We start from the raw sequence: 23859 nt of genomic DNA, 5'->3' as shown, positions 1-23859 counted from the left end.
GGGGTTCACAGCGCGTCGCCGGGCAGGTACTCTGCGCGGGCTACTCAGGACTCCCATGCGTATGACGCCCCGTCTCCTGACCGTGCATCGGCCTGCACACCGGCCCATTCACCGTCTTTCTGCCACCGCTGTGTTGAGCCTCTTGCGCCGTCGCGGTGGCGCGTCTTCCGTGGGTTTCCGTCGATCCCTTTCCGTTCTGGCCATTCCGGCCGGTTCGCCTGTTCCCGACGTTTCCCTTCACCCACGGAGTGCTCCATGCGCGTTCTTGCTTGCGACGGTATCCACGAAGACGGTTTGACCCTGTTCCGCGACGCCGGCTGGGAGGTCAAAGCCGTCGACGCCATCAAGGACCCCGGCACGCTCTCCCGCGCGCTGGCCGATGTCGACGTCCTGATCGTCCGCTCGGCGACCAAGGTGCCGGCCGAGGCCTTGGTGCACGCCTCCCATCTGCGCGTGATCGGCCGCGCCGGCGCCGGCGTCGACACCATCGACGTCGATGCGGCCACCGACCGCGGCGTCGCGGTGATGAACGCACCCGACGGCAACACCTTGGCCGCCGCCGAGCAGGCGCTGGCCCTGCTGTTCTCGCTGGCCCGCCACGTGCCCGCCGCTGACGCCGGCATGAAAGCCGGCCAGTGGCCGAAGAGCGGCCTCACCGGTTTCGAGCTCGAGGGCAAGCGCCTCGGCGTGATCGGCCTCGGCCGCATCGGCGGCACGGTGGCCCGCAAGGCGCGCGGCATCGGCATGGAAGTGGCTGCGTTCGACCCCTTCCTGCCACCGAACGCCGCCGCCAAGAGTGCGGTGCCGCTGATGGACCTCGACGCCCTGCTGGCCTGGGCCGACGTCATCACCCTGCACATCCCCCGCACCAAGGAAACCACCAACATCCTCAGCGCCGAAAAACTGGCGAAGATGAAGAAGGGTGCGTACGTGATCAACGCCGCGCGCGGCGGCCTGATCGACGAGGACGCGCTGCTGAAGCTGGTCAATGACGGCCACCTCGCCGGCGCCGGCCTCGACACCTTCGCCACCGAGCCGCTGCCGGAGGATTCGCCGCTGCGCGCCTGCAAGAAGATGGTGCTCGCCCCACACCTCGGCGCCAGCACCTCGGAAGCGCAGCAGGGCGTCAGCACGATCCTCGCGCGCCAGATCATCGACTTCATCAACACCGGCGCGGTCGCGGGCTGCGTCAACCTGCCGCCGCTGACTGCCGAGGCCGCCCGCGAGATCGGGCCGTGGATGCCGCTGATGACCGCGCTGGGCAAGCTCGCCGTCCGCCTGGTGCCGGCGCCGACGCGCCTCGACATCACCTACGCCGGCCGCACGGACAAGCTCGACGCCAAGCCGCTGACGCGCCTGCTCACCGCGGCGGTGCTGGGCACGGCCTCGGGCCGCGTCACGCCGGTGAACGCGCTGGCCGAAGCCGCGGCGCGCGGCCTCACGGTGGCCGAGACGGTGGGCGGCGACGGCGACGGTTTCGACCGCCTGCTTCGCGTGCGTATCACCGGCGTCACTGATGACGGCCAGGAGCGCACGCGCGAGATCGAGGCCACCCTGCACCGCGGCCCGCGCGTCGTGCGCTTCGACGGCGTCGAGATCGAGTTCGATCCGCTCTGCCCGGTGCTGCTGATGCGCAACGAGGACCGCCCCGGCATGATCGGCACGGTCGGCAGCCAGCTCGGTGCCGCCGGCATCAACATCGTGAACTTCGCGCTCGGCGCGGCCGGCGACGGCCAGGCCCGCGCGGCGATCACGCTGGACCGTCCGATGGACGATGCCCACCTCGCCACCCTGCGCGCCATCCCCGGCGTGCTCTCGCTGCAGCAGGTCTGAGCCATGCGTGTCCTGCTTGCACGCCACGGTGAAACCCCGTGGAACGCCGAAGGCCGCTACCAGGGCCAGATCGACATCCCGCTGTCGCCCGTCGGTGAACGACAGGCGGCCCTGCTTTCCGAGCGCCTCGCCGACGTCCGCATCACCCGCGCGGTGGCTTCGCCGCTGTCGCGGGCGCGGCGCACCGCCGAGGTCGCGCTGGGCGAAGGCCGTGCCGCGATGCTGGGGCTCGATGCCGAGCTGATGGAGATCGCCCACGGCACCTGGGAAGGCAAGCTCGCCAGCGAGATCCGCGCCGAGGACGGTGAGCGGCTCGCGGCATGGCGCGAGGCCCCGGAAACGGTGCTGATGCCCGGGCCCGGTGGCGAATCGCTGCCGGTGGTGCTGGAGCGCGCGTGGCGCGGTTTCGCCCGCGCCTGCGAGGGGCTCGGCGACGACGACACCCTGCTGCTGGTCGCCCACGACGCGGTGAACCGCGTGATCCTCTGTCGCGTTCTCGGCATTCCGCTCTCGAAGGTCTGGGGTTTCCGCCAGGCCCCGACCACGCTGAACCTGCTCGAAGGCCCCAGCGTCGAGCGGCTGGAGGTGGTGCGGCTCAATGACTGTGCCCACCACACCGCGCTGTTCGGCGAGGCGGTGCATCGGGCGTTGTAGTTCAACCCAACCCCGCTTCCACGACCGGCACCGCCCAGCGCGGCACGCGGTCGAGCGCCTCGGGCGGCGGCCAGCGCAGCCGCCCGGCCTCGATGACGGCCACGAGGCGGGGCGCGCGCAGCGGCTTGCCTTCGGGCACCGCGGTCGAGTTGTCGAAGACCTGGATGCCGGCCGCGTGCGGCACGAGCCGCACGAGGTTGGCCATCGAGCCGAGCCAGCGCTCGCGGATCTTCGCGGCGGGGATGTCGTGGCCACCGTGGCGCACGCGCAGCGCCACGCGTTCGAGGTGGCGCGCCACGCTGTCGAGGCCGACGTACCAGACCAGCACGTCGTGCGTGCGCGCGGCCTCGACCAGCGTCGCGGTGACGGAGCGCCCGCCCAGCGTGGTCTCGAACGCGAAGCTTTCGCCTGCAGCAATGGCGGCTTTCAGGCGGCGTTGGCCTTCTTGCCATGCATCCGCGTCGGCCGATTCGCGGCTGCGGCCGGCGGCCTGCAGCGCGCGCGACCAGTCGTCCGGGTTGAACCAGGCCATGCCGGCCTCGCGCAGAACGGCGCCACCCAGCGAACTCTTGCCCCCGCCGTTGACGCCGGCGAGGACGTAGATCACCGGCCTCGGGTTCAGAACGCGTCCCCGGCGCGCGGCGGGGTGTCGATGCGGCCCTCGCGGGCGAAGGCGCCGCGCAGGCGATCGGCGGCGTCGGGCGTGCCCAGCGCGGCCAAGCGCTCGTCGAAGCGGCGGGTCAGGCTGTCGAGCAGGGCCTGGTCGGCGGCCTCGGCGCGGGCGACGAGGGCCTCGTAGGCGGCGGGGTCGAGCAGCACGGCCTCGACGCGGTCGTGCGTGGTCAGGGCGAGCACGCCCTTGGCGCGCAGCCGGTCCTTCGCGGTGGCCCAGTCGCGGCGCACCGTGGTGGCGGGCAGGGGTTCGAGGGCGTAGGACGCGGCGTGGTCGCGGACCTGGGGCTTCATGGCGGGCACCTCACGCGGCAAGGCATGCCGCAGGGCCAATTTGCGCCTATCGTGCAATATGTGCAAGTGGCGCAGAAAGCGCCATCCGGTTCGGGTCACCCCGCCGGCCGTTGCTGGGTCTGGTGCGCCGGTCAACCACGGGACGGATGGTGCGTTGGATGAGGAAATCCTCCTCTCTGGATGCCCATGCGCTTCCTCGACTCCTCCCGGCCGCGGCGGCCGCAGACCACGTTCGCCGCAGGCGTCGTCCTTGCCCTGTTCCTCGCCCTGCTCGCGATACCCGGCAGCGGGCTTCGGGCGCAGAGCCCCTACCCGGCAGGGCTGAGCGACCAGACGATCACGGTCAACGGCGTGGTGCGCCAGTTCCGGGTGCATGTGCCTGCCGGCCTCACCGCGCCGCGGGCCGTGGTCTTCGTGCTGCACGGCGGCGGCGGTGAGGGCCTGGATGTCGCGCTGACCGGCAACCACCCCCTGTCGGTGTTCCGCACCGTGGCCGATCGCGAGGGTTTCGTCGTGGTCTACCCCGGTGGATTGCCGGCGGCGGACGCCACCGGAAAAGTCGGCTGGGTGGACTGCCGGGCCGACAACGAGGTGGCCAGCAACGCCGATGATGTCGGCTTCCTCAACGCCCTCGTGCAGCGCATCGGCACCGAGTACGGCCTCGACAGCCGCCGGTTGTTCATGACGGGCGGGTCGAACGGTGCGCAGATGACGCATGCCTTCGCGTTCCACCACGCCGACCGTGTTGGCGCCGTCGCCACGGGATCGGGCAGCCTGCCGCTCACGCCCAAGCCCGGCGCCTGCACCAGCGGCCCCAGCCGCCCATTGCCTATCCTGATCCTGCACGGCGATGCGGATACGCCCATGCCTTGGGCGGGCGGCTGTGTCGCCAACGTGGGAGGTAACTGCAACCGCGGCCGGGTGATCTCGGCCGAGGCCACGCGCGACCGTTGGCTGCAGATCAATGGCCTGCAGGGCGCGGTGCCGACGCAAGCCACGGTCGAGGTTGACGCCAACGACGGCGGCCCCGCGCAGCGCTTCGACTACGCCGGTACCACGCCCTTGCAGTGGTGGCGCCTCAACGGTGCCGGCCACACCACGCCCAGCCGCACCGTGCTGGTGGCTCCGAACCCGACGACGGGCATCCAGAGCCGCGATATCGAGTTCGCCGAGGTCGTTTGGGCCTTTTTCGCCAACCAGTTGCCGATCAACCTGACGGTGCCGGCGCAGCGCGGCTTCGTCGACGTAACGCTGTCAGGCCTTCGCGCCTTGCCCGGCGTGCAGTTCGCGGCATCGTCACTGTCGGCGCCGGTGGTGGGTGATCTCTCTTTGGGTGTGGATGCGGTGCCGCAGACGCCGTGGGACAACGGGCGCGTGGGCACGGCGCACGTGGTCGGTACGATGACCGGTCGTTCGGGCTCGGCGTTGGCATGGCAGGTGTTCGCCGAGGCCACGGGCCTGGGCGGGGATGTCGACCTGTACCTTGGCGAAGACCTCAACGGCGACGGCCAGCCGTCGGAGAACGAACTGCGCTGCACCTCGGCGATGAGCGCGGCGGGCGAGCGCTGCGAACTGCTGATCACCGTTCCTGCCGGTGGCACGGGCCGGTACTGGGCGATGCTGCACAACCGCGGGGCCTCGGCACAGACGGGTCGCCTGAGCCGCTATGAGGTGCCACTGCTGTCGAGCGACGGCAGCCTGGTCACGACGGCGCCGGGCATTCTTTCAGCCGGCGCGGCCTTCCCCCTGCGGGTGCAGTGGGACGACCCGACGCTGCTCAACGGCGAATCCCGCGTGGGCTACGTGCAGATGCAGCTGTCGGGCGCCACGCAGGCGGTGTTCCCGGTGAAGCTCACGCGCAATGCGAACGACAGCAGTGCGCTGGCCCTGGTCAGTGGCGAGGACCGCACGCTCCGTCTGGCGGGAAACGGCAGCCATGAGCAGTTGTTCATCGACGTTCCGGCGGGGGCGACACAACTGGCGGTGACGACCGCGAGCGCATCGAACGTGGACGTGTACCTGGCCCGCGTGCCGGCGCCGGTGGCGGGAAGTGCGGTGCCGGGCGTGGCCTTGGCACCACCGCGGAACCAGGCGCAGGCGAGCGGGACCACGCCGGGCGGGAACGAGAGCGTGACGGTGGCGAATCCGGCGGCCGGCCGCTGGTACGTGACGCCGGTGAACATGACGGCGTCGTCGGCGACGGTGGTGGTGCGGGCGACGGTGAGTGGCACGGCCCCGGTGGTTCGGCCGGGTGGCTACTACAACACCGGCCGGTCCGGGCACGGGCTGTTCCTTTACCCGGCGGGGGGCGAGTGGGCGGGCCTGTGGTACACCTACCTGCAAGACAGCACGCCGACGTGGTACTACCTGCAGGGTCCGGCGCCGGGTAGCAACGGGATCTGGCGGGGTGGGATCTACCGTGGCACCTGGGTGGGTGGCAGCCGCTTCCTGACGATCGTGGGCGAGGCGACAGCCACGCCGACGGGCGCGGATGCCTTCACCTTCAGCTACACGCTGGACGGGCAAATGGGCAGCGAGGCGTTCAGTGCGTTTGGTCGGGGCTGCCCGAGCATCGCCGGTGCGCCGGCGGACATCAGCCAGCATTACTTCGACCCGGCGCGGAGCGGGACGGGGTACAGCGCGCAGGTGCTGACGAGCCCGGGCCCGTACGAGTTCTATGCGACGTTCGTGTACGACGCGAGGGGTGTGGCACGTTTCCTGGTGGCGGAAGACGGCCCGAGCACGGGGGGCACGGCGAGTCTGGGGCTGGACCAGCTGACGGGCTTCTGCCCGACCTGCGAGCGGACGGGTTCACCGACGCGGACGCGGGTGGGCAGCTTGCAGCGGACGATCGGCGGTGGCCGTCTGACGGGCATCACGGTGAGTGCGGCGTTCGCGAACGGCGTGCCGGGTGCGTGGAATGCCACCGACACGCTGAGCATGCTGGACAGCCAGGGGCGCACGCAGGGCTGCCAGCCCTGACGGCCGCTTGGGGCCGCACCCGCGCTCGCGCCCGAAGATCCGCCTGGTATCGACCTCGCCCGGGGGGCGGCATATGCTTGACCGCCCCCTGGCCGACAGCCTCACCATGCAGGCTGTTTGAACGTCCTCCGCGCCATGAGCCCGTCATGAATCCCGTCCTTCGCATCGGCGTCCTGGGCGCTGCACGCATCGCGGCCTCGTTCTGCCAAGGTGTGGCGCCATCTACCGCGTTGCACGTCACCGCGGTGGCCAGCCGCAGCGCCGATCGCGCTGCGGCCTTCGCGCAGGCGAATGGCGTGCCGCGTGTTCGGCCCGATTACGACGCGTTGTTGGGCGATGCCGAGATCGATGCCGTCTACATCGCCCTGAGCAACGACCAGCACGTGCTTTGGGCCCTGCGCGCGCTGGCCGCGGGCAAGCACGTGCTGTGCGAAAAGCCCATGGCGCTCAGCGTGGATGACGTGGATCGCTTGCGGGCGGCTGCCGATGCGGCAGGCCGCGTGGTGATGGAGGCATTTCCTTACCGGTTCCAGCCACAGACCCTTGACCTGCTGACGCGCGTGCGCGGCGGCCAGATCGGGCGCTTGCGGCAGCTCTCGGGGATGTTCGGCTTCACGCTGCGGCGCGACGCCGACATTCGACTGGACCCGGCGCTTGGCGGTGGCTCCTTGTGGGATGTAGGCGTCTACCCGCTGAGCCTGATACGGGCTCTAGCCGGCGGTCTTCCTGCCACCGTACAGGCCAGCGCCGCGTGGGGGGGCACGGGGGTCGATCGTGCCTTGGCCGCAGTGCTGGTCTGGGACGACGGCCTGATGGCCACGTTGCAGTGCTGGTTCGATGCGGTGCCGCACAGGCACCTGCGCATCGTCGGCACTGAGAGCACGCTGGCCAGTGGGTTTTTCAACCACGTCGGGCCCGGCCAAGATTGGGTCGAGGTGGCCGAGGGCTACGACAGCCGGCGTGAGCCGGTGCCCCAAGGCAACGGGTTTCTTCTGGAGGCCGAGGCCTTTGCGGCCTTGGCGCGCGGTGAGGAGCCAAGGCCGCACTGGCCTACCTGGGCCGAAACCCGCGACACCACGCGCCTAGCGCAGGCCCTGTTGCGCAGCGCGACCGAAGGGCGGCCCATCGCGCCTTGAATTCGTGGGCCTATGGCCGCTCCCGATCAAGGCACCGGCTTGCCGCGCGCGGCCTGCCAAACGGCATACCACGCGTCCGCCGGCAGCGGCTGCTCCACTGCGCGCGCGGCATCGGCCAGACGCTCCTCGCGCGTTGTTCCCAGCACGACGCGGGTGGCCGGCAGGCTGGCCACCCAGCGCAGCACAAGGCTGGCGCGGTCGAGCCCGAAATCGAAGGCGATCGCGTCCAAGGCTCGGCCGCGGTCGTCGTCGGCCAGCAGCGCACCACCGCCGAGGGGCGACCAGGCCTGAACTTCCGATCCCGCGGCCCGGCTCGCGGCGTGCGTGCCGTCGTCCAGCGCCTGCGACGCGGCGGCGCTGAGTTCGATCTGGTGGGCCGACAGCGCCAGTTTTTGGGTGAACAGCGATATCGCCGCTGCAGGGAAGTTCGAAAGGCCGAAGGCTCCGATGGTGCCGCGCTCGCGTTGCCCGGCGACCCAGCCGGTCACGGCGTCGGCGTCCAGGCGCGGATCGAAGCGATGCAGCATGAGGGTGTCGACGCGGCCCACGCCGAGGTCGCGCAGCGTGCCCGCCAGTGCGGTATCCAGATGCGCCGGCGAGAGGTCGTAGTGCTGTACGCGCCGGGAATTCCCCGGGCTTTCCGGCATGACGATGCCGACCTTCGCAAGCAGGTGCAGGCGCGGGCGAAGCGCGGGGTCGTGCCGAAGCGCTGCGCCGACCAGCGCGTTCGTCGTGTGGCCGCCGTAGATGTCGGCGAGGTCCAGCGTGTCGATGCCGAGGTCGAGGGCGGCGGCCAGCAGGCGCGCCACCTCGGCAGGTGCGAGGCGTGCGCCCCAGTCGCCGAAGCGCATCGAGCCGAGGATCAGGGGCGGAGCGGTCGAAGCCATGCGGTTCCGGCGAAGTAGGAGGGGCAGCGGCGATAATGGCGGCCCGCTTCGCCGCCGTGAACCCATGCCGCTTCCGCTCTCCGACTGGCTTCTCCGCATCCAGCAGCAGCACCCGCAGGCCATCGCCATGGGCCTTGAGCGCGTGCGCGCCGTGGCCGGGGCCATGCGCCTCGCGCCAAAGCCCGCGCCCGTCGTGATCACCGTCGGCGGCACCAACGGCAAGGGCAGCACGGTCGCCTTCCTCGAAGCCATCGCCCGCGCGGCCGGCCTGCGCGTGGGTACCTACACCTCGCCGCACCTGTGGCGCTTCAACGAGCGCATCCGCATCGACGGCGTCGAGGCTTCCGATGAAGCCATCGTCGCGGCTTTCGAGCGCATCGACGCTGCCCGGGGCGACACGCCGATCACCTATTTCGAGTACGCCACGCTGGCGGCCTTCGACCTGTTCGAGCGCGCCGGGCTCGATCTCGCCATCCTCGAAGTCGGCCTCGGCGGCCGGCTGGACGCGACGAACCTCGTCGACGCCGACGTGGCGGTGATCACCACCGTCGACCTCGACCACATGGACTATCTCGGCCCCGACCGCGAGAGCATCGGTGCGGAGAAGGCCGGGATCCTGCGCGGCGGGAAGATCGCGGTGTTCGGCGAGAAGGACCCGCCCAGCAGCGTGCTGCGCCGCGCCTACGCGCTGGGCACCATCGCCATCCGCGGGCACAGCGATTACCTCGTCGACCGCTTCGAGGACCACTGGGTCTGGCGCGAGCCGGGCTTCCAGCTCGCCCTGCCTTACCCGGCGCTGGCCGCGCCGGTACAGGTCGACAACGCCGCCGCCGCGGTCGCGGCGTTGCGGGCCTCGCCGCTCGCCATCGCCGACGAGGCCTTTGCTCGCGGGGTGGCCGAAGCCCGCGTGCCCGGCCGCCTGCAGCGCATCGGTGAGTCGCCCGAGGTGGTCGCGGATGTCGCCCACAATCCGCAGGGTGCGCGCCAGCTGGCGGCATGGCTGGCCGCGAATCCAAAGCCGACGGTGGCGGTGTTCTCGGCGCTTGGCGACAAGGACATCGAAGGCGTCGTGGCTTCATTGGTGCCGCACATCGCCGCCTGGCACCTTGGCCCGATCACCGACGCCGGCTCCCGGGGGCTTCCGGTCGAGGCGCTCGAAGCCCGTGTGCGGGCGGGCGGAGCGACGGCGGTCCACGCCCATGGGGCTCTCGATCACGCGCTCTGGGCGGCGCGCGACGCGGCAGGCGAGGGCGGGCGGGTCCTCGTCTTCGGCAGTTTCCACACCGTGGCCGCACTTGCGGGCGCCCCTGCCTGAACCCCCGCCCGCGGTCTAGCTGGGGCAGCGGCGGGGTGACCGCCTATAATTCCGCGTCCCCTCCGTTCGGAACCTCGATGGACGTCAAGGTCAAGCAGCGCCTCATCGGTGCGCTGGTGCTCGGTGCACTGGCGGTGATCTTCATCCCGATGATCGTCATCGGCCCCGAGTCGAAAGGCGCCGCCGATGCGGCCGAAGTGCCGATCACCGTGCCGGACGCGCCGGACGGCGAATTCGTCACCCGCGAGATCCCGCTGGGCCCGCCGGTCGCGACGCCGACCCCGGTGGCCGAAGGCGTGACCGCTCCCGATCCGGCCGACCCGAATGCCCTCGCCACCGTTGACGCGACGGCCAACGTCGCGCCTCGTGTCGATGCCCTCGAGGCCGCCACCGCGGTGCCGGTCGACGCCGCCACCGGCGTGCCGACGCCGGCCCCGACGGCTTCTGCGCCGACCGCGGGTGAAGCGACGCCTGCCGCCGTGACGCCCGCGCCTGCTGTCGCCACGCCCGCACCGGCACCGGTTGCAACGCCGCCGGCGCCCGCCCCGGTGACCCCGCCGCCTGCCCCCGTGGCGCCGGCTGCGGTCGCCGCCGGCGACTACAGCGTCACTGCCGGAAGCTTTGGCACCCGAGCCAATGCTGACGCTCTGGTTGCGCGGCTGAAATCCTCCGGGTTGCCGGCCTACACCGAAGCCACGCAGGTGAACGGCCAGCCGGCCACCCGCGTGAAGGTGGGCCCGTTCGCCAACCGCGCCGCCGCCGAAGCCGCCCGCGTGCGCACGGCCGCCATTTCCGGTTCCGCCGCTGTGGCGACCGGCGACGCCGCGCCAGCCCCAGCACCCCAGGCAGCCGCCACCGCGCCGCGCCCCGCCACGGAGGCCCCACGGGCCACCGTCAGCGCCAGCGGCTTCGCCGTGCAGTTGGGCGCTTTCGCCAGCCAGGGCGATGCGCAGGCGCTCGTCGCCCGCGCCCGTGCCGCCGGCTTCGCCGCATTCGAACAGCGCGTGCCCACCGCCAATGGCGCCCTTTGGCGCGTGCGCCTCGGTCCCGCGGCCGACCGTGCCGAAGCGGAACGCATCAAGTCGGACGCCGCCGGCAAGCTCGGCGTGTCCGGGATCGTCGTTCCGCACCCGTGACCGGCCTCGACACCGCCATCCTCGTCGTCATCGGGCTTTCGGCAGTTCTCGGCGCGATCCGAGGCATGTTGACGGAGGTGCTGTCGCTGCTGGTCTGGGTGGCGGCCCTCTGGCTCACCGTCGCGTTCGGCGATGTCGCCGCGGCTGAATTCACCGGCATCGAAACGCCACTGCTGCGCGCTCTGGCCGGCTACGGCGCGACCTTCGCCCTTGTCGTGGTGGTCGGGAACATCGCCGTGTGGCTGTTGCGCACCTTGCTGCATGGGGCCGGGCTCTCAGGCACCGACCGGCTGCTCGGCTTCGGCTTCGGCGCGGCGCGCGGCTACGCCATCGTGCTTGCCGTGGTGCTGCTGGTGTCGTTCACCCCGTGGTCGCGGGCCACCCTCTGGCGCGAATCCGCGCTGATGCCGGTGTTCACCGTGCCCGCCGGCTGGATCGTCGCGCAGTTGCCCGACGGTTCCGAGCTCGTGGCCTTTGCCGCCCCGGCCCTCAATGCGTTGCCGTCGATGGCCAACGACGGCCATGCCGCCATGTCGGACGCTGCCGACGCCTCGGGCGGCGCTTCGGCGAGCGCGTTGCCGCCGATCGCCGGTCTCGACGTCGCGCACGCCGCGCAGTGGCTCGGCGTGATGCCGCAGGAAGGCAATCCCATGCTTCGCCAGTGGGCCGCGCAGGCGGGGCTCGGTGCGACGCCCAGCGACGACCCCGCGCGCATCGGCGCGCCGGCTCTTGATGCGCCATCGGGCGATGCCGCCCGTGTCCCGAATCCGAACCCGGAGTCCAACTGAATGTGCGGAATCATCGGCATCGTCGGCCGTAGCGACGTCGCGGCGCGTTTGTACGACGGCCTGACCGTGCTCCAGCACCGTGGGCAGGACGCCGCCGGCATCGCCACCGTCGACGGTTCGCGTTTCCGCCTGCACAAGGGCACGGGCCTCGTCAGCGATGTGTTCGCGAACGACGGCGTGCGCGAGCTCACAGGGCGCATGGGCATCGGCCATTGCCGTTACCCGACGGCCGGCTCGGCCGGCTCCGACGAGGCGCAGCCGTTCTACACCGGCGCGCCTTGGGGCATCGCGCTGGCCCACAACGGCAACCTGATCAACACCGAGGCCCTGCGCCGCGAGGTGTTCGAGCAGGACCGTCGCCATGTCAACACCGAGTCCGATTCCGAAGTGCTGATGCACGTGCTGGCGCACGAGCTGGCGGAGCGCGGCGCGCTCACGCCGGCCTCGGCGCTCGCGGCCGTCGGTGCCGTGCACCGCCGCTGCAAGGGCGGCTACGCCATCGTCTCGCTGGTGCTGGGCCTCGGCCTCGTCGCCTTCCGCGATCCGAACGGCATCCGCCCGCTGGTGCTGGGCAAGCGCGAGACGCCTGAAGGCGACGAGTACGCGGTGGCCTCGGAGTCGGTCGCGCTCGACCTGCTCGGCTTCAAGCTGGTGCGCGACGTGAAGCCGGGTGAGGCGATCGTGGTCACCGCCGACGGCCAGCTGCATGCCGAGGTGGTGGCCGAGCCGGGCCGCTTCGCGCCCTGCATCTTCGAGTTCGTCTACTTCGCGCGCCCGGACTCGATGATCGACAACGTCTCGGTGCACAAGGCGCGCATGCGCATGGGCCAGAAGCTCGGCGAGAAGATCCTGCGCCTGCGGCCCGACCACGACATCGACACCGTCATCCCGATCCCGGATTCCTCGCGCGACGCCGCGCTGGAGATCGCGAACGTGATCGGCGTGAAGTACCGCGAGGGCTTCGTCAAGAACCGCTACGTGGGCCGCACCTTCATCATGCCGGGGCAGGAGCTGCGCACGAAGTCGGTGCGCCGCAAGTTGAACCCGATCCCGCTGGAGTTCCGCGACCGCGTGGTGCTGCTGGTCGACGACTCCATCGTGCGCGGCACCACCAGCCAGCAGATCGTGCAGATGGCGCGCGAGGCGGGGGCCAAGAAGGTGTACCTCGCCTCCGCCGCGCCGCCGGTGCGGCATCCGAACATCTACGGCATCGACATGCCGGCCGCCGAGGAGCTGGTGGCGCATGGCCGCACCGAGGAAGAGATCCAACGCCACCTCGGCTGCGACTGGCTGATCTACCAGGACCTGCCGGACCTCGAGACGGCCGTCTCCGGCCCGAAGAACCGCATCGCCAGCTTCGACACCTCGTGCTTCTCCGGTGATTACGTCACCGGCGTGGCCGAGGGCTATTTCGACACGCTGAAGGGCGTGCGCAGCGACGCGGCCAAGGCCGCGCGCGGCTGACCGGGCGGGCGGCGATGGGGCAGGGCATCGCCACCGGTCTGTACGCCGCGGCGGCCGACTGCCTCGCCACCGCCGATCCGCAGGCGAAGTGCGCGAAAACCCGGGCTTACGCGGCGGCGTTTTTCGCCGGTGCGCTGCCGCCGGAACCGGACGCCCCGCCACCGGAAGCGATCCACTTCCCCGGCCGGCCCGAGCGGCCCCGGCTGGTGCACCCGAAGCACCTGCCGAAGCGCGGGCTCGGCAGCATCGCCGGCCGTGCCGCGTTCCTCCATGCCATCGCGCACATCGAACTCAACGCCGTCGACCTCGCTTGGGACGCGGTCTACCGCTTCCGCGAGTTTCCGGCCGACATCGGGGCTGAATTCGCCGCCGATTTCGTCCGCACCGCCGACGACGAAGCGCGGCATTTCCAGCTGCTGGCCGCACGGCTCGCCGAGCTCGGCCACGCCTATGGCGATTTCGACGCGCACAACGGCCTGTGGGAAATGGCGGAGAAGACCGCGGACAGCGCGCTGGCGCGCATGGCTTTGGTGCCGCGCGTGCTGGAGGCGCGCGGCCTCGACGTGACCCCCGGCCTGATCGAGCGTCTCCGCGATGTCGGCGATGCCGAAAGCATCGCGGTGCTCGAAGTGATCCTGCGCGAGGAGGTGGCCCACGTGGCGGCGGGCTCGCGCTGGTTCCGCTGGTTGTGCGAGCGCGACGGCCTTAAGCCGTGGCCGACCTTCGCGGGTCTGGTGCGCGCGCATGCCAGTCGCGCTGTGCAGGGCCCCTTCAATTGGGAGGCGCGCCGACGCGCGGGCTTCGACGACGAGGAAATCGCGGCGATCGAACGCGGTGAACTGGCGCCGGGCTGCTGGCCTTGAATGCGCGACGTCGAAGACCCACGTGTGGCGGTCGTCGCCGTCGTACTTGCAGCAATCACAACAAGGTTCAGGAACGCACACAGCAATAGTCAAATCCGGCGCGAGGACGATGGGCGCCGGCGTGCACGCGCGCTAGCCTGCGGTCACCCCCCAGCCAGAGCGAGCGTTCCGATGCGCTTCGATGCCGCCGACCTCTTCGCCGCCACGACGCAAGCCACGGGGGGCGGCGATGCCGACACCCGTCGTCGACTCAACGACACGCTGTTCGATGCCGCCGCGGACCGCCTGCGCCGCCTGCCGCCCGAGCGTTTCGAATCCTTGGAGGAACTGCGCGCCATCGCGCAGGCCATCGCCGACGAAGCGCAGGCGCATGGGCTGAAGGGCATCGACCACCTGCTCGGCAACGCCGATCTTTCGGCGTTCCACGCGATACAGGGCGCGCTCGACGATCCGACGGCGCTGCGCGCCTACGTCGGCCGCGCGCAGTTCCTCGCCCATGCGGCGCGCGCCCGCCGCCTCGAGGCGGTGGGCGACCGCCTACGCGACACGCGCAACGGCGTTGTCGACGGTGCAGGCGGTTTGTCGGACAGCATCGTCCGTGGCCCCGACCAGACCAGCGACGGCAAGTCTGGTTCGGACGATGCCGTTGTGTTCGTCGGCGGCCTGCTGGGTGCCCGCCGCCGCTGACAATTCCGGCGGACATCGGCCCGCCGGTTCGCGCTGGGGCATAAGCACATGCTCCGCCGGCGTTTCCGCGGGCGGAGCGGCGTGGATTGCAATGTCGGGCATGCATGTCCGGACCTTCACCCGATTCCTTCCGTTGTTGGCCCTCGTGGCCGGGCTGTTGCCGGGTTGCCACCGGGAGCCCTCGGCCGACGGCGTTCCCGCGGCGACCGGGACCGTCGAGTTGTTGAACGCGAGCTACGACCCGACGCGCGAGCTCTATCAGGAGATCAATGCCGCGTTCGCCGCGCAGTGGAAGGCGAAGACGGGCGAGGATCTGCGCGTCCAGACCTCTCACGGCGGCTCGGGCAAGCAGGCGCGCTCGGTGATCGACGGCCTGCGCGCCGACGTGGTGACCTTGGGGCTTTCCGGCGACATCGACAGCATTGCCGCCAATGCGCGCGCCCTGCCGGCGAACTGGCAGTCGCGCCTGCCGAACAACAGCTCGCCCTACACCTCGACGATCGTGTTCCTCGTCCGCAAGGGCAATCCGAAGGGCATCCGGGACTGGGGCGATCTCGCCAAGCCGGGCGTGGCGGTGGTGACGCCGAATCCGAAGACCTCGGGCGGCGCGCGCTGGAACTATTTGGCCGCCTGGGCTTGGGGGCAGCGGGCGTTCGCCAACGACGAGGCCAAGGTCCGCGCCTTCGTCGGCTCGGTCTATCGCAACGCGCCGCTGCTCGACACCGGGGCGCGCGGTTCGACCACGACCTTCGTGCAGCGGCGCATCGGCGACGTGCTGGTCGCGTGGGAGAACGAGGCGTTGCTCGTGCTGGCGCAGCCCGGCGGCGACCAATACGAACTGGTCGTGCCGTCGTTGTCGATCCACGCCGAGCCGCCGGTGGCCTTGGTCGATCGCAACGTCGACGCCCGCGGGACGCGCGCGGCGGCGCAGGCCTACCTCGAGTTCCTGTACACGCCGGCCGGGCAGGCGCTGGCCGCCAAGCACCACTTCCGCCCGTCGCGCCGCGAGGGGCTCGATGCGGCGCTGCTCGCGCCCTTCAAGCCCATCGAACTCGTGGACATCGCGCACTTCGGCGGTTGGGCGCAGGCGCAGCGCACGCACTTCGCGGAAGGCGGCGTGTTCGACCAGATCTTCCAGCCCGGCGCGCGCTGACCGACCATGAGCGCCGTGATCGAGCAAACCCCATTGGGCACGTCGTCGTCGGTCGCGGCCGGCAGCGGCACGGCGCCGCGCCCGCGCTGGCGCGACCCGGTGCCGGGCTTCGGACTGACGCTGGGCCTGTCGCTGGCGTGGCTGGGCGCGGTGATCCTGCTGCCGCTGGCGGCGCTGGTGTTGCGCAGCGTCGATCTCGGCCTCGAGGGCTGGTGGCAACTGCTGCAGAGCGAGCGCGTGCAGCACGCGCTCTGGCTCAGCTTTTCGACGGCCTTCCTCGCCGCCGGCATCGCCTCCGTGGCCGGCACCCTGATCGCCTGGGTGCTGGTGCGCTATTCGTTTCCGGGCCGGAAGCTGATCGACGCGATGGTGGACCTGCCGTTCGCCCTGCCCACCGCCGTGGCCGGCATCGCGCTGACGGCGTTGTACTCCGGGACGGGCTGGCTGGGGCAATTCCTCGAGCCGCTGGGCCTCACCGTCGCCCAGCGCCCGGCGGGCATCGTGCTGGCGCTGGTGTTCATCGGCCTGCCGTTCGCGGTGCGCACGCTCCAGCCCATCCTCGAAACCGCGACGCGCGAGTTCGAGGAGGCCGCGGCCACGCTCGGGGCCTCGCGCTGGACCATCCTGCGCCGGGTGGTGTTCCCGCCGCTGTTCCCGGCCATCCTGACCGGCTTCAGCCTCGCCTTCGCCCGCGGCCTCGGCGAGTACGGCTCGGTGATCTTCATCGCCGGCAACATCCCCTTCGTCTCCGAGATCGCGCCGCTGCTGATCGTGATCCGGCTCGAGGAGTACGACTACGCCGGCGCCACCGGCATCGCCACGCTGATGCTCGCCATCAGCTTCCTCACCCTGCTGGCCCTGGGCCTGCTGCAGCGGAAGACTCGCCATGGCTGATCGCGCCCTCGACGAACCGCTGTGGCTGCGGGTGCTCCTGATCGTGCTGGCGGTCGGCCTGATGGCGGCCTTGGTGCTGATGCCGCTCGCCGTGGTGATGGTGGAGGCGTTCGCGCAGGGCGTGCAGGCGTGGTGGGCGGCCGTCGATGAACCCGACACCCGCGCCGCCATCGCGCTCACGCTCACCGTCGCCGCCATCGCCGTGCCCTTGAACGCGGTCTTCGGCCTCGCTACGGCATGGGCGGTGACGAAGTTCGAGTTCCGCGGCAAGCGCCTGCTGCTGGCCCTGATCGACCTGCCGTTCGCGATCTCGCCGGTGGTCTCCGGTCTGGTGCTGGTGCTGCTGTTCGGCGCGCACGGCTGGTTCGGTGCGTGGTTGCAGGAGCACGACATCCAAATCCTGTTCGCCACGCCCGGCATCGTCCTCGCCACGGTGTTCGTCACCTTTCCCTTCGTCGCTCGCGAACTGATCCCGCTGATGCAGTCGCAGGGCCGCGATGAAGAGGAGGCCGCCGCGTCGCTGGGCGCCGGTGGATTCCGCCTGTTCTGGCGGGTCACCTTGCCCAACATCAAGTGGGCGCTGCTCTACGGCGTGCTGCTCTGCAATGCCCGTGCGATGGGCGAGTTCGGCGCGGTGTCGGTGGTCTCGGGTCACATCCGTGGGCTCACCAACACCTTGCCGCTGCAGGTCGAGATCCTGCACGGCGAATTCCAGTTCCAGGCGGCCTTTGCGGTCGCGTCCCTGCTCACCCTGTTGGCCCTCGTCACGCTCGTGGCGAAGGCCTGGCTCGAACACCGCCATGGCGACGCGCTCGCCGCCGGCGCGCGGCACTGAGGAGACACCCATGCAACTCACGCTCGAAGGTCTGTCGAAGCGCTTCGCCAGCACCGTCGCCCTGGACCGCGTCGACCTCGCCGTCGGCAGCGGCGAATTGATCGCGCTGCTCGGGCCCTCGGGCTCGGGCAAGACGACCCTGCTGCGAGCCATCGCCGGCCTGCTGCCGGTCGATGCCGGCCGCATCCTCTTCGGCGACCTCGACGCCACGGCGCTCAGCCTGCGCGAGCGCCGCGTCGGCTTCGTCTTCCAGCACTACGCGCTGTTCAAGCACCTGACGGTCGCTGAGAACATCGCCTTCGGCCCGGAAAGCCAGCCGAGGAGCGAGCGACCATCGAAGGCCGAAATCGCCCGGCGTGTCGAGGACCTGCTCGAGCGCATGCAGCTCGGCGGCTACGGCGGCCGTTACCCCGAGCAGCTCAGCGGCGGCCAGCGCCAGCGGGTGGCGCTTGCGCGTGCCCTGGCCATCCAGCCGCGCCTGCTGCTGCTCGACGAGCCCTTTGGCGCGCTCGATGCCAAGGTGCGCGTCGAACTGCGGCGCTGGCTGCGCCAGGTGCACGATGACACCGGCCACACCACGCTGTTCGTGACCCACGATCAGGAAGAAGCCCTGGAGCTGGCCGACCGCGTGGTGGTGTTCAATGCCGGCCGGATCGAGCAGGTCGGCACGCCGGACGAGGTGTATCGGCAGCCTCGGAGCCGCTTCGTGTTCGACTTCATCGGCCGCGGCGGCCGCATCGACGGCGAGTTGGTGGCCGAGGGTTTCCGCGTTCCCGGCATCGACGCCGTCGTCCCGGTGGCTCGCCGCATCGGCGGTGCGCTCGGGCCCGCCGGCTTGCACCTCCGGCCCTACGAGTTGCGCGTGGTGGGCGAGGGCGACGGCCTGCCGGCGGAAGTGCGCGGCCTGCGGCGCATCGGTGCGCGCAACACCCTGGAGCTCAGCGTGGCCGGGCAGGGTGGCGTGATCGAAGTCGACCTCGACGCGGCGCAGCCGCTGCCTTCGCGTGGCCAGCACGTGCGCCTGCAACCGGTGGGTGGCGTCGCGTTCGCGGGCTGAGGGGCCGCGCTACGTTCGACCGGACCGACTAGGCCGGTCGGCTCAGCGCGAAGCCATCGCGATCGACGCGCAGCACCGAGCCCTGGTCGTACCAGTCGCCCAGCACGATGCGCTGGCCGGTCCGGCCGTCCGGCAGGTTCACGGAATGCATCGCCGGCCGATGCGTATGGCCGTGGATCAGTCGCCGCACGCCGTAGAAAGCCATCACGCGTTCGACTTCGGCGGGCGTGACGTCGCCGATGCTCTCGTCACGGCCGGACTGCGCCGCGGCGCTGGCGGCGCGGGCCTGTGCGGCGAAGGCGCGACGCGCGGCCAAAGGCTGTGCGAGGAAGCCTTGCTGCCAAGCCGGATCGCGCACTTGGCGGCGGAAGCCTTGGTAGGCCACGTCGTCGAGGCAGAGCAAGTCGCCGTGCATCAGCAGCGTCGGTTCGCCGTCCAGCAGGATGACCGCTGGATCGGGCAGCAGGGTCCAGCCGGCGCGTGCCGCGTAGTCGGAACCGACGAGGAAATCGCGGTTGCCGCGCAGGAAGGCCACGGGCACGCCTGCGTCATGCAGGGCGCGTGTCGCCGCCGCTACGCGGATCGCGATCTCGCCATCGTCGTCATCGCCGAGGAAGGCTTCGAACAGGTCGCCCAGCAGGTAGACCGCCTCGGCCTCGCGGGCCTCGCCGGCGCAGAACGCCTCGAACTGCGTCGTCGTGTCCGGCCGCGATTCGTCGAGATGCAGGTCGGACAGGAACAGCGTCGTCATTGCGCCGTACCGGGCAGGCGCAAGGCACGCTCGATGACAATGGCCTGGTTCGGCACGCGCGACGGGAAGGGGCCTTGTGCACCGGTCTCGGCCTTGCGCATCGCATCCACCACGTCCATGCCCTCGACGACGCGTCCGAAGACGGCGTAACCCGCCCCGATGTCGTTGGCCGGGTCCACCGGGTCGAACTGGGGGTTGTCGACGACATTGATGAAGAACTGCGCCGTCGCCGAATCCCGCGTGTCGGGGCGCCGGGCGGCCGCGATGGTGCCGCGCAGGTTGCTCAGGCCGTTGCCCGCTTCGAGCGGCACCGGGGCGCGCTCCGGCTTGGGTTGCAGGTCGGGCGTGAAGGCGCCGCCCTGGACCAGCAGATTGGGCACCACGCGATGGAAGACCGTGCCGTTGTAGTGGCCCGATTCCACGTAGGCGAGGAAATTCGCCACCGTCTGCGGGGCCTTGCCCGGGTCGAGCTCGAGCACGATGCGTCCGGCGCTGGTTTCGAGCGCCACGCGCTCCATCGGCACCGTCGGCGCGGTCGGCGCGGGAAGCGTCGGCGCGGCGGCCGGCACGGCCAGGGTGAAGGCGGGCAGGGCGGCCAGCAGCAGGGCGGCAAGCATCAGGCGCATGGATCGGCCTTGGGTGTGAAGACGGGGATATGGGGATTATGGGGCCCGCCACTCGACGTACACTAGCGCCCCTCGCGCCGGCCCCCCGCCGGCGCGTTCCCGTTTCCGACCCGGCCGCACCCATGACCTGTCGCACCCGCTTCGCGCCCAGCCCCACCGGTTACCTGCACATCGGCGGCGCCCGCACCGCGCTCTACTGCTGGCTGGAGTCGCGCAGCCGCGGCGGCCAGTTCGTGCTGCGCGTCGAGGACACCGACCAGGAGCGCAGCACGCCGGAAGCGGTGCAGGCGATCCTCGACGGCATGGCCTGGCTGGGCCTGAACCCGGACGAAGGCCCGATCTACCAGACCCATCGCCTCGAGCGTTACCGCCAGGTGGCCTCGGAGCTGGTGCAGGCCGGCAAGGCCTACTACGCCTACGAGTCGAAGGACGAGATCCAGGCCGCGCGCGACGCCGCGATGGCCGCCGGCATCAAGCCGCGCTATTCGGGCAAGTACCGCACCGAGAACGCGCCTTACCGTGACGATCCGAACCGCGTCATCCGCTTCCGCAACCCGGAGGGCGGCAGCGTGGTCTTCCACGACGCCGTGAAGGGCCGCATCGAGTGGGCCAATGCCGAACTCGACGATCTGGTGATCGAGCGCTCGGACGGCTTTCCGACCTACAACTTCGCCGTGGTGGTCGACGACCTCGACATGCAGATCACCGACGTGATCCGCGGCGACGACCACGTCAACAATACCCCGCGCCAGATCAACATCTACGAGGCCCTGGGCGCCAAGGCCCCGCGCTTCGCCCACCTGCCGATGATCCTTGGGCCCGACGGCACCAAGCTCTCGAAGCGCCACGGCGCGGTGAGCGTGATGCAGTGGCGCGACGACGGCTACCTGCCGCACGCGCTGCTGAACTACCTCGTGCGCCTCGGCTGGAGCTACGGCGACCAGGAGATCTTCTCGATTGCCGACATGGTGCGGCTGTTCCGCGTCGAGGACGTCAACCACAGCGCCTCGCGCTTCGACCGCGACAAGCTCGACTGGCTGAACCAGCACTACTTCAAGACCGACGATCCCGCTGCGACCGCCGCGCACCTCGAATGGCACCTGCGCGACCAGGGCATGGACCCGACCCGCGGCCCGAAGACGACCGAGGTCGTCGTGGCGCTCGCCGAGCGCTGCAAGACCCTGAAGGAAATGGCCGAGCGCGCCCGCGTCTGGTACGCGCCGCTCGCCGAGTACGACAGCGCCGCCGTCGACAAGCATCTCGTCGAGGGCGCCGCCGCGCCGCTGGCCGACGTCCGCACGCGCATCGCCGCGCAGGCGGAGTGGTCGCCGGCCGCCGTGCAGCAAAGCCTCGCCGACACCGTGGCGGCGCTCGGCATCGGCATGGGCAAGCTGGCCCAGCCCCTGCGCGTGGCTATCACTGGCACCCAGGTGTCGCCGTCGATCGACCACACCGTCTACCTCGCGGGCCGCGACGAGGCGCTGAAGCGCATCGACGCCGCACTGCAGAAGATCGCCGACCGCGCGCCCTGACCGCGGGCTTCGCGCTAGGCTGTCGCCCATGGCCACGGAACGCCCGCACGCCCACGCCGACCATGACTGCGCCCACCCCGAGCTGCACACGCATGGGGCGGGCGAGTTCGTCCTTGCCGTCGAGAAGGCCTGCCGCGAGCGCGGCCTGAACCTCACGCCGATCCGCGCCGAGGCCCTGAAGCAGATCGCCGAAGCCGGCAAGCCGGTGAAGGCCTACGACCTGTTGGAGCGCATGCGCGGCGGGCCGGGCGCGTCGGCGCCGCCGACGGTCTATCGCGCGCTGGATTTCCTGCTCGAGAACGGCTTCATCCATCGCCTCGTCTCGATCAACGCCTTCCTCGCCTGCCATCACCCGCTGGCCGGGCACGTGGTGCCGATCCTCATCTGCAAAGCCTGCGAGAGCGCGCAGGAGCTCGAGGACGAAACGTTGGCCGCGCAGCTCGATGCGCTCGCTCGCGCGCAGCGCTTCGAGCCGGCCTCGTCCTACCTCGAAGTGCTGGGCGTGTGCGCGCGTTGCGCCGGGAAGGCCGCGGAATGAGGCTGGTCACCGGAGGCGCGCTCGGCACCGCGTCGACCTTCCGTCTTCGCATCGCCGTGTTGGCCGCCCTCGCCACCGTGGCGGCGGCGATGCCGCTGGCGGCCGCGCCGCAGGATTTTCCCGCCGAATCGCCGCGCGCCGCCACGCCGGTGGGTCCGAAGCCGCCGCCGTTGATCGCCGCGCCCACCTCGCCGGACGACGAGGCCACCGGCGAGCTGATCACGCCGTTCCAGATGCTCGACCGCTTCGTGCTGCCCGGCACGCGCCAGCGCCTGTCCTGGCGCCCGCCGGACGGCATCGGCCGCGGCGAGCTGCCCAGCCCCATCACCGTGCTGCACGGCGCCAAGCCGGGCCCGGTGCTCTGCCTGATCGCCGGCATCCACGGCGACGAGTTGAACGGCATCGAGGTCGCGCGTCGCATGGGCGACGAGGTGGACGCCACCCGGCTCAACGGCACCCTCGTGGTGGCGCCGATCGTCAACGTCTTCGGCTTCACCCGGAACAACCGCTACCTGCCCGACCGCCGCGACCTCAATCGGCACTTCCCCGGCACGCGCAGCGGCAGCATCGCCTCGCGGCTGGCCCACGGGTTCTTCAACGACATCGTGCGGCGCTGCGACGCGCTGGTGGATTTCCATACCGGCTCGTTCCAGCGCAGCAACCTGCCGCAGATCCGCGCCGACCTCACCAACCCCGAGGTGCTGGAGTTCACCCGCGGCTTCGGCAACACCCTCGTGCTGCACAGTCCGGGCACCCGCGGCATGCTGCGCCTCGCCGCGGTGGGCACCGGCATCCCGGCCGTCACTTTCGAGGTCGGTGCGCCACACTTCCTCGAGGAAGAGCACATCGCGCCCGCGGCCGATGCCATCCGTGCGCTCATGCACCGCATGGACATGCTGGAATCGGAGGCCCACGCCGGCCAGGACGCCGACGCCACGCCGATCTACCAGGATTCGAGCTGGGTCCGCACCAATGCCGGTGGTTTCCTCTTCGGCGAGGTGCAGCTCGGCCAGACGGTGAAGCCTGGCCAGTCGCTGGGCTACGTCGTCGATCCGATCACCAGCCGCCGGAGTGAGATCCTCGCGCCGTTCCCGGGGCGCATCCTCGGCATGTCGCTGAACCAGCAGGTGCTGCCGGGCTATGCCGCCTTCCACATCGGCAAACTCAGCAGCGAGCAGCAGGCCGTGGTCGATGCGGCCGAGGCGCTCGCGCGCCGGCAGCCCGAAGCCGAGGACATGGACGAGGACCCGTCCGAACGTCCGGACGCCGAGTCCGGCTCCGAGGAAGAGCGCGAAGAGTAGGGCGCTTGCGTGTTCCCGGCAGGATGACCAAAGAAAAGGCGCTGTTCGCGTTGATTGTTGATCGTCTCGAACGGTGAGCCGGGGTGGGAGCACGGTTTAGACACGGCCCGAGGATTTCGGGCGTGGAGAAGCCGGATGCGTGCTCGAGAACTGAAGCGTTGGTTGGCGGAGGCTGAACGATTGACGCCTGCCCAGCAGGAGAAAGTCCTGGCGAAGCTGCAGGGTCAACGATCCGAGGGGCTGGTTACCCGGTTGGTTTCGGAGCGTGTCCCGGCGGCGTGCCCGCACTGCGCCGGCGGGCATCTGGTGCGGCATGGCCAGAGTGGCGGCGCCCAGCGGTTTCGCTGCCGGGACTGTGGGAAGACCTTCAATCCACTGACCGGCACGGCCCTGTCGGGGCTTCGCCACCGAGACCGTTGGCTGCAGCAGGCCGAGGTCATGGACGCCGGCTTGAGCGTCCG

The 23859-nt window shown here is 70.8% G+C and carries 23 protein-coding genes; 18 read left to right on the top strand and 5 right to left on the bottom strand.

Annotated features, from left to right (window positions below; all coding sequences use genetic code 11):
• Positions 1–255: 255 nt before the first annotated feature.
• Together serA and O9255_RS12740 are read left to right on the top strand one after the other, a co-directional pair.
• Entirely contained in the window at positions 256–1833 is a 1578-nt protein-coding gene (serA, locus tag O9255_RS12745; protein ID WP_297867246.1) for a phosphoglycerate dehydrogenase, read from the top strand.
• Positions 1834–1836: 3 nt separating this feature from the next.
• Positions 1837–2487, top strand: a complete 651-nt coding sequence (locus tag O9255_RS12740; protein WP_297867245.1) for a histidine phosphatase family protein — start codon at positions 1837–1839, stop codon at positions 2485–2487.
• Between the two features lies 1 nt (position 2488).
• Here O9255_RS12740 and O9255_RS12735 read toward each other — a convergent pair whose 3' ends face one another.
• Both O9255_RS12735 and O9255_RS12730 read right to left on the bottom strand, forming a co-directional pair.
• A complete protein-coding gene (locus O9255_RS12735; RefSeq protein WP_297867244.1) occupies positions 2489–3094 on the bottom strand; it encodes an AAA family ATPase in 606 nt (201 codons plus the stop codon).
• An 11-nt stretch (positions 3095–3105) separates the two neighbouring features.
• Positions 3106–3453: a hypothetical protein gene (locus O9255_RS12730; protein ID WP_297867243.1), complete on the bottom strand. Its 348-nt coding sequence runs from the start codon at positions 3451–3453 to the stop codon at positions 3106–3108.
• 186 nt (positions 3454–3639) lie between these two features.
• Here O9255_RS12730 and O9255_RS12725 point away from each other — a divergent pair, with 186 nt between their 5' ends.
• On the top strand, positions 3640–6435 hold the full coding sequence (locus O9255_RS12725) for a PHB depolymerase family esterase (RefSeq protein ID WP_297867242.1): 2796 nt from the start codon (positions 3640–3642) through the stop codon (positions 6433–6435).
• Positions 6436–6581: 146 nt separating this feature from the next.
• Complete coding sequence (locus tag O9255_RS12720; RefSeq protein ID WP_297867241.1) at positions 6582–7571, top strand: Gfo/Idh/MocA family oxidoreductase; 990 nt, start codon at positions 6582–6584, stop codon at positions 7569–7571.
• A gap of 26 nt (positions 7572–7597) precedes the next feature.
• Here O9255_RS12720 and O9255_RS12715 read toward each other — a convergent pair whose 3' ends face one another.
• Complete coding sequence (locus O9255_RS12715) at positions 7598–8458, bottom strand: aldo/keto reductase (protein ID WP_297867240.1); 861 nt, start codon at positions 8456–8458, stop codon at positions 7598–7600.
• A 64-nt stretch (positions 8459–8522) separates the two neighbouring features.
• Here O9255_RS12715 and folC point away from each other — a divergent pair, with 64 nt between their 5' ends.
• The 10 genes from folC (at position 8523) to O9255_RS12665 (ending at position 18650) form a co-directional block, all read left to right on the top strand.
• Entirely contained in the window at positions 8523–9773 is a 1251-nt protein-coding gene (folC, locus tag O9255_RS12710) for a bifunctional tetrahydrofolate synthase/dihydrofolate synthase (protein WP_297867239.1), read from the top strand.
• Between the two features lie 77 nt (positions 9774–9850).
• A complete protein-coding gene (locus tag O9255_RS12705) occupies positions 9851–10909 on the top strand; it encodes an SPOR domain-containing protein (RefSeq protein WP_297867238.1) in 1059 nt (352 codons plus the stop codon).
• Positions 10906–11697, top strand: a complete 792-nt coding sequence (locus O9255_RS12700; RefSeq protein ID WP_297867237.1) for a CvpA family protein — start codon at positions 10906–10908, stop codon at positions 11695–11697. Before O9255_RS12705 ends, O9255_RS12700 begins: the two co-directional genes overlap by 4 nt.
• Positions 11698–13161: an amidophosphoribosyltransferase gene (gene purF / locus O9255_RS12695; RefSeq protein WP_297867236.1), complete on the top strand. Its 1464-nt coding sequence runs from the start codon at positions 11698–11700 to the stop codon at positions 13159–13161.
• Between the two features lie 14 nt (positions 13162–13175).
• Positions 13176–14024: a ferritin-like domain-containing protein gene (locus tag O9255_RS12690; RefSeq protein WP_297867235.1), complete on the top strand. Its 849-nt coding sequence runs from the start codon at positions 13176–13178 to the stop codon at positions 14022–14024.
• 171 nt (positions 14025–14195) lie between these two features.
• Positions 14196–14711 (top strand): XVIPCD domain-containing protein, encoded by a 516-nt coding sequence (locus O9255_RS12685; protein WP_297867234.1) that lies wholly within the window; start codon positions 14196–14198, stop codon positions 14709–14711.
• 100 nt (positions 14712–14811) lie between these two features.
• Complete coding sequence (locus tag O9255_RS12680; RefSeq protein WP_297867233.1) at positions 14812–15864, top strand: sulfate ABC transporter substrate-binding protein; 1053 nt, start codon at positions 14812–14814, stop codon at positions 15862–15864.
• A gap of 99 nt (positions 15865–15963) precedes the next feature.
• A complete protein-coding gene (gene cysT, locus O9255_RS12675) occupies positions 15964–16758 on the top strand; it encodes a sulfate ABC transporter permease subunit CysT (protein WP_297867309.1) in 795 nt (264 codons plus the stop codon).
• A complete protein-coding gene (gene cysW, locus O9255_RS12670) occupies positions 16751–17593 on the top strand; it encodes a sulfate ABC transporter permease subunit CysW (protein ID WP_297867232.1) in 843 nt (280 codons plus the stop codon). The genes cysT and cysW overlap by 8 nt, the downstream gene beginning before the upstream one ends.
• Before the next feature lie 10 nt (positions 17594–17603).
• Positions 17604–18650 (top strand): TOBE-like domain-containing protein, encoded by a 1047-nt coding sequence (locus O9255_RS12665; protein WP_297867231.1) that lies wholly within the window; start codon positions 17604–17606, stop codon positions 18648–18650.
• A 28-nt stretch (positions 18651–18678) separates the two neighbouring features.
• On the opposite strand, the gene O9255_RS12660 is transcribed toward O9255_RS12665, so the two are convergent.
• Together O9255_RS12660 and O9255_RS12655 are read right to left on the bottom strand one after the other, a co-directional pair.
• Positions 18679–19401 (bottom strand): UDP-2,3-diacylglucosamine diphosphatase, encoded by a 723-nt coding sequence (locus O9255_RS12660; protein WP_297867230.1) that lies wholly within the window; start codon positions 19399–19401, stop codon positions 18679–18681.
• Positions 19398–20027 (bottom strand): peptidylprolyl isomerase, encoded by a 630-nt coding sequence (locus O9255_RS12655; RefSeq protein ID WP_297867229.1) that lies wholly within the window; start codon positions 20025–20027, stop codon positions 19398–19400. The genes O9255_RS12660 and O9255_RS12655 overlap by 4 nt, the downstream gene beginning before the upstream one ends.
• 122 nt (positions 20028–20149) lie before the next feature.
• Between O9255_RS12655 and gltX the strand changes: the two genes are divergently transcribed.
• The 4 genes from gltX to O9255_RS12635 form a co-directional block, all read left to right on the top strand.
• On the top strand, positions 20150–21559 hold the full coding sequence (gene gltX, locus O9255_RS12650) for a glutamate--tRNA ligase (RefSeq protein WP_297867228.1): 1410 nt from the start codon (positions 20150–20152) through the stop codon (positions 21557–21559).
• A 28-nt stretch (positions 21560–21587) separates the two neighbouring features.
• Complete coding sequence (locus tag O9255_RS12645) at positions 21588–22097, top strand: Fur family transcriptional regulator (protein ID WP_297867227.1); 510 nt, start codon at positions 21588–21590, stop codon at positions 22095–22097.
• Positions 22094–23398: a succinylglutamate desuccinylase/aspartoacylase family protein gene (locus O9255_RS12640; protein ID WP_297867226.1), complete on the top strand. Its 1305-nt coding sequence runs from the start codon at positions 22094–22096 to the stop codon at positions 23396–23398. The genes O9255_RS12645 and O9255_RS12640 overlap by 4 nt, the downstream gene beginning before the upstream one ends.
• A gap of 135 nt (positions 23399–23533) precedes the next feature.
• On the top strand, positions 23534–23859 hold a 326-nt coding region (locus tag O9255_RS12635), incomplete at its 3' end, for an IS1 family transposase (RefSeq protein ID WP_345781378.1).

The sequence above is a fragment of the Silanimonas sp. genome (genome assembly GCF_027530345.1).
Lineage (GTDB): Bacteria > Pseudomonadota > Gammaproteobacteria > Xanthomonadales > Xanthomonadaceae > Silanimonas.
The sequence above is the reverse complement of the archived record's forward strand: the minus strand, read 5'-3'. Positions and strand labels throughout refer to the sequence as shown.

Coding starts and splice junctions, on each gene's coding strand:
- serA (WP_297867246.1), top strand. CDS start 256: ATGCGCGTTCTTGCTTGCGACGGTATCCACGAAGACGGTTTGACCCTG.
- O9255_RS12740 (WP_297867245.1), top strand. CDS start 1,837: ATGCGTGTCCTGCTTGCACGCCACGGTGAAACCCCGTGGAACGCCGAA.
- O9255_RS12730 (WP_297867243.1), bottom strand. CDS start 3,453: ATGAAGCCCCAGGTCCGCGACCACGCCGCGTCCTACGCCCTCGAACCC.
- O9255_RS12725 (WP_297867242.1), top strand. CDS start 3,640: ATGCGCTTCCTCGACTCCTCCCGGCCGCGGCGGCCGCAGACCACGTTC.
- O9255_RS12720 (WP_297867241.1), top strand. CDS start 6,582: ATGAATCCCGTCCTTCGCATCGGCGTCCTGGGCGCTGCACGCATCGCG.
- O9255_RS12715 (WP_297867240.1), bottom strand. CDS start 8,458: ATGGCTTCGACCGCTCCGCCCCTGATCCTCGGCTCGATGCGCTTCGGC.
- folC (WP_297867239.1), top strand. CDS start 8,523: ATGCCGCTTCCGCTCTCCGACTGGCTTCTCCGCATCCAGCAGCAGCAC.
- O9255_RS12705 (WP_297867238.1), top strand. CDS start 9,851: ATGGACGTCAAGGTCAAGCAGCGCCTCATCGGTGCGCTGGTGCTCGGT.
- purF (WP_297867236.1), top strand. CDS start 11,698: ATGTGCGGAATCATCGGCATCGTCGGCCGTAGCGACGTCGCGGCGCGT.
- O9255_RS12690 (WP_297867235.1), top strand. CDS start 13,176: ATGGGGCAGGGCATCGCCACCGGTCTGTACGCCGCGGCGGCCGACTGC.
- O9255_RS12685 (WP_297867234.1), top strand. CDS start 14,196: ATGCGCTTCGATGCCGCCGACCTCTTCGCCGCCACGACGCAAGCCACG.
- O9255_RS12680 (WP_297867233.1), top strand. CDS start 14,812: ATGCATGTCCGGACCTTCACCCGATTCCTTCCGTTGTTGGCCCTCGTG.
- cysW (WP_297867232.1), top strand. CDS start 16,751: ATGGCTGATCGCGCCCTCGACGAACCGCTGTGGCTGCGGGTGCTCCTG.
- O9255_RS12665 (WP_297867231.1), top strand. CDS start 17,604: ATGCAACTCACGCTCGAAGGTCTGTCGAAGCGCTTCGCCAGCACCGTC.
- O9255_RS12660 (WP_297867230.1), bottom strand. CDS start 19,401: ATGACGACGCTGTTCCTGTCCGACCTGCATCTCGACGAATCGCGGCCG.
- O9255_RS12655 (WP_297867229.1), bottom strand. CDS start 20,027: ATGCGCCTGATGCTTGCCGCCCTGCTGCTGGCCGCCCTGCCCGCCTTC.
- gltX (WP_297867228.1), top strand. CDS start 20,150: ATGACCTGTCGCACCCGCTTCGCGCCCAGCCCCACCGGTTACCTGCAC.
- O9255_RS12645 (WP_297867227.1), top strand. CDS start 21,588: ATGGCCACGGAACGCCCGCACGCCCACGCCGACCATGACTGCGCCCAC.
- O9255_RS12640 (WP_297867226.1), top strand. CDS start 22,094: ATGAGGCTGGTCACCGGAGGCGCGCTCGGCACCGCGTCGACCTTCCGT.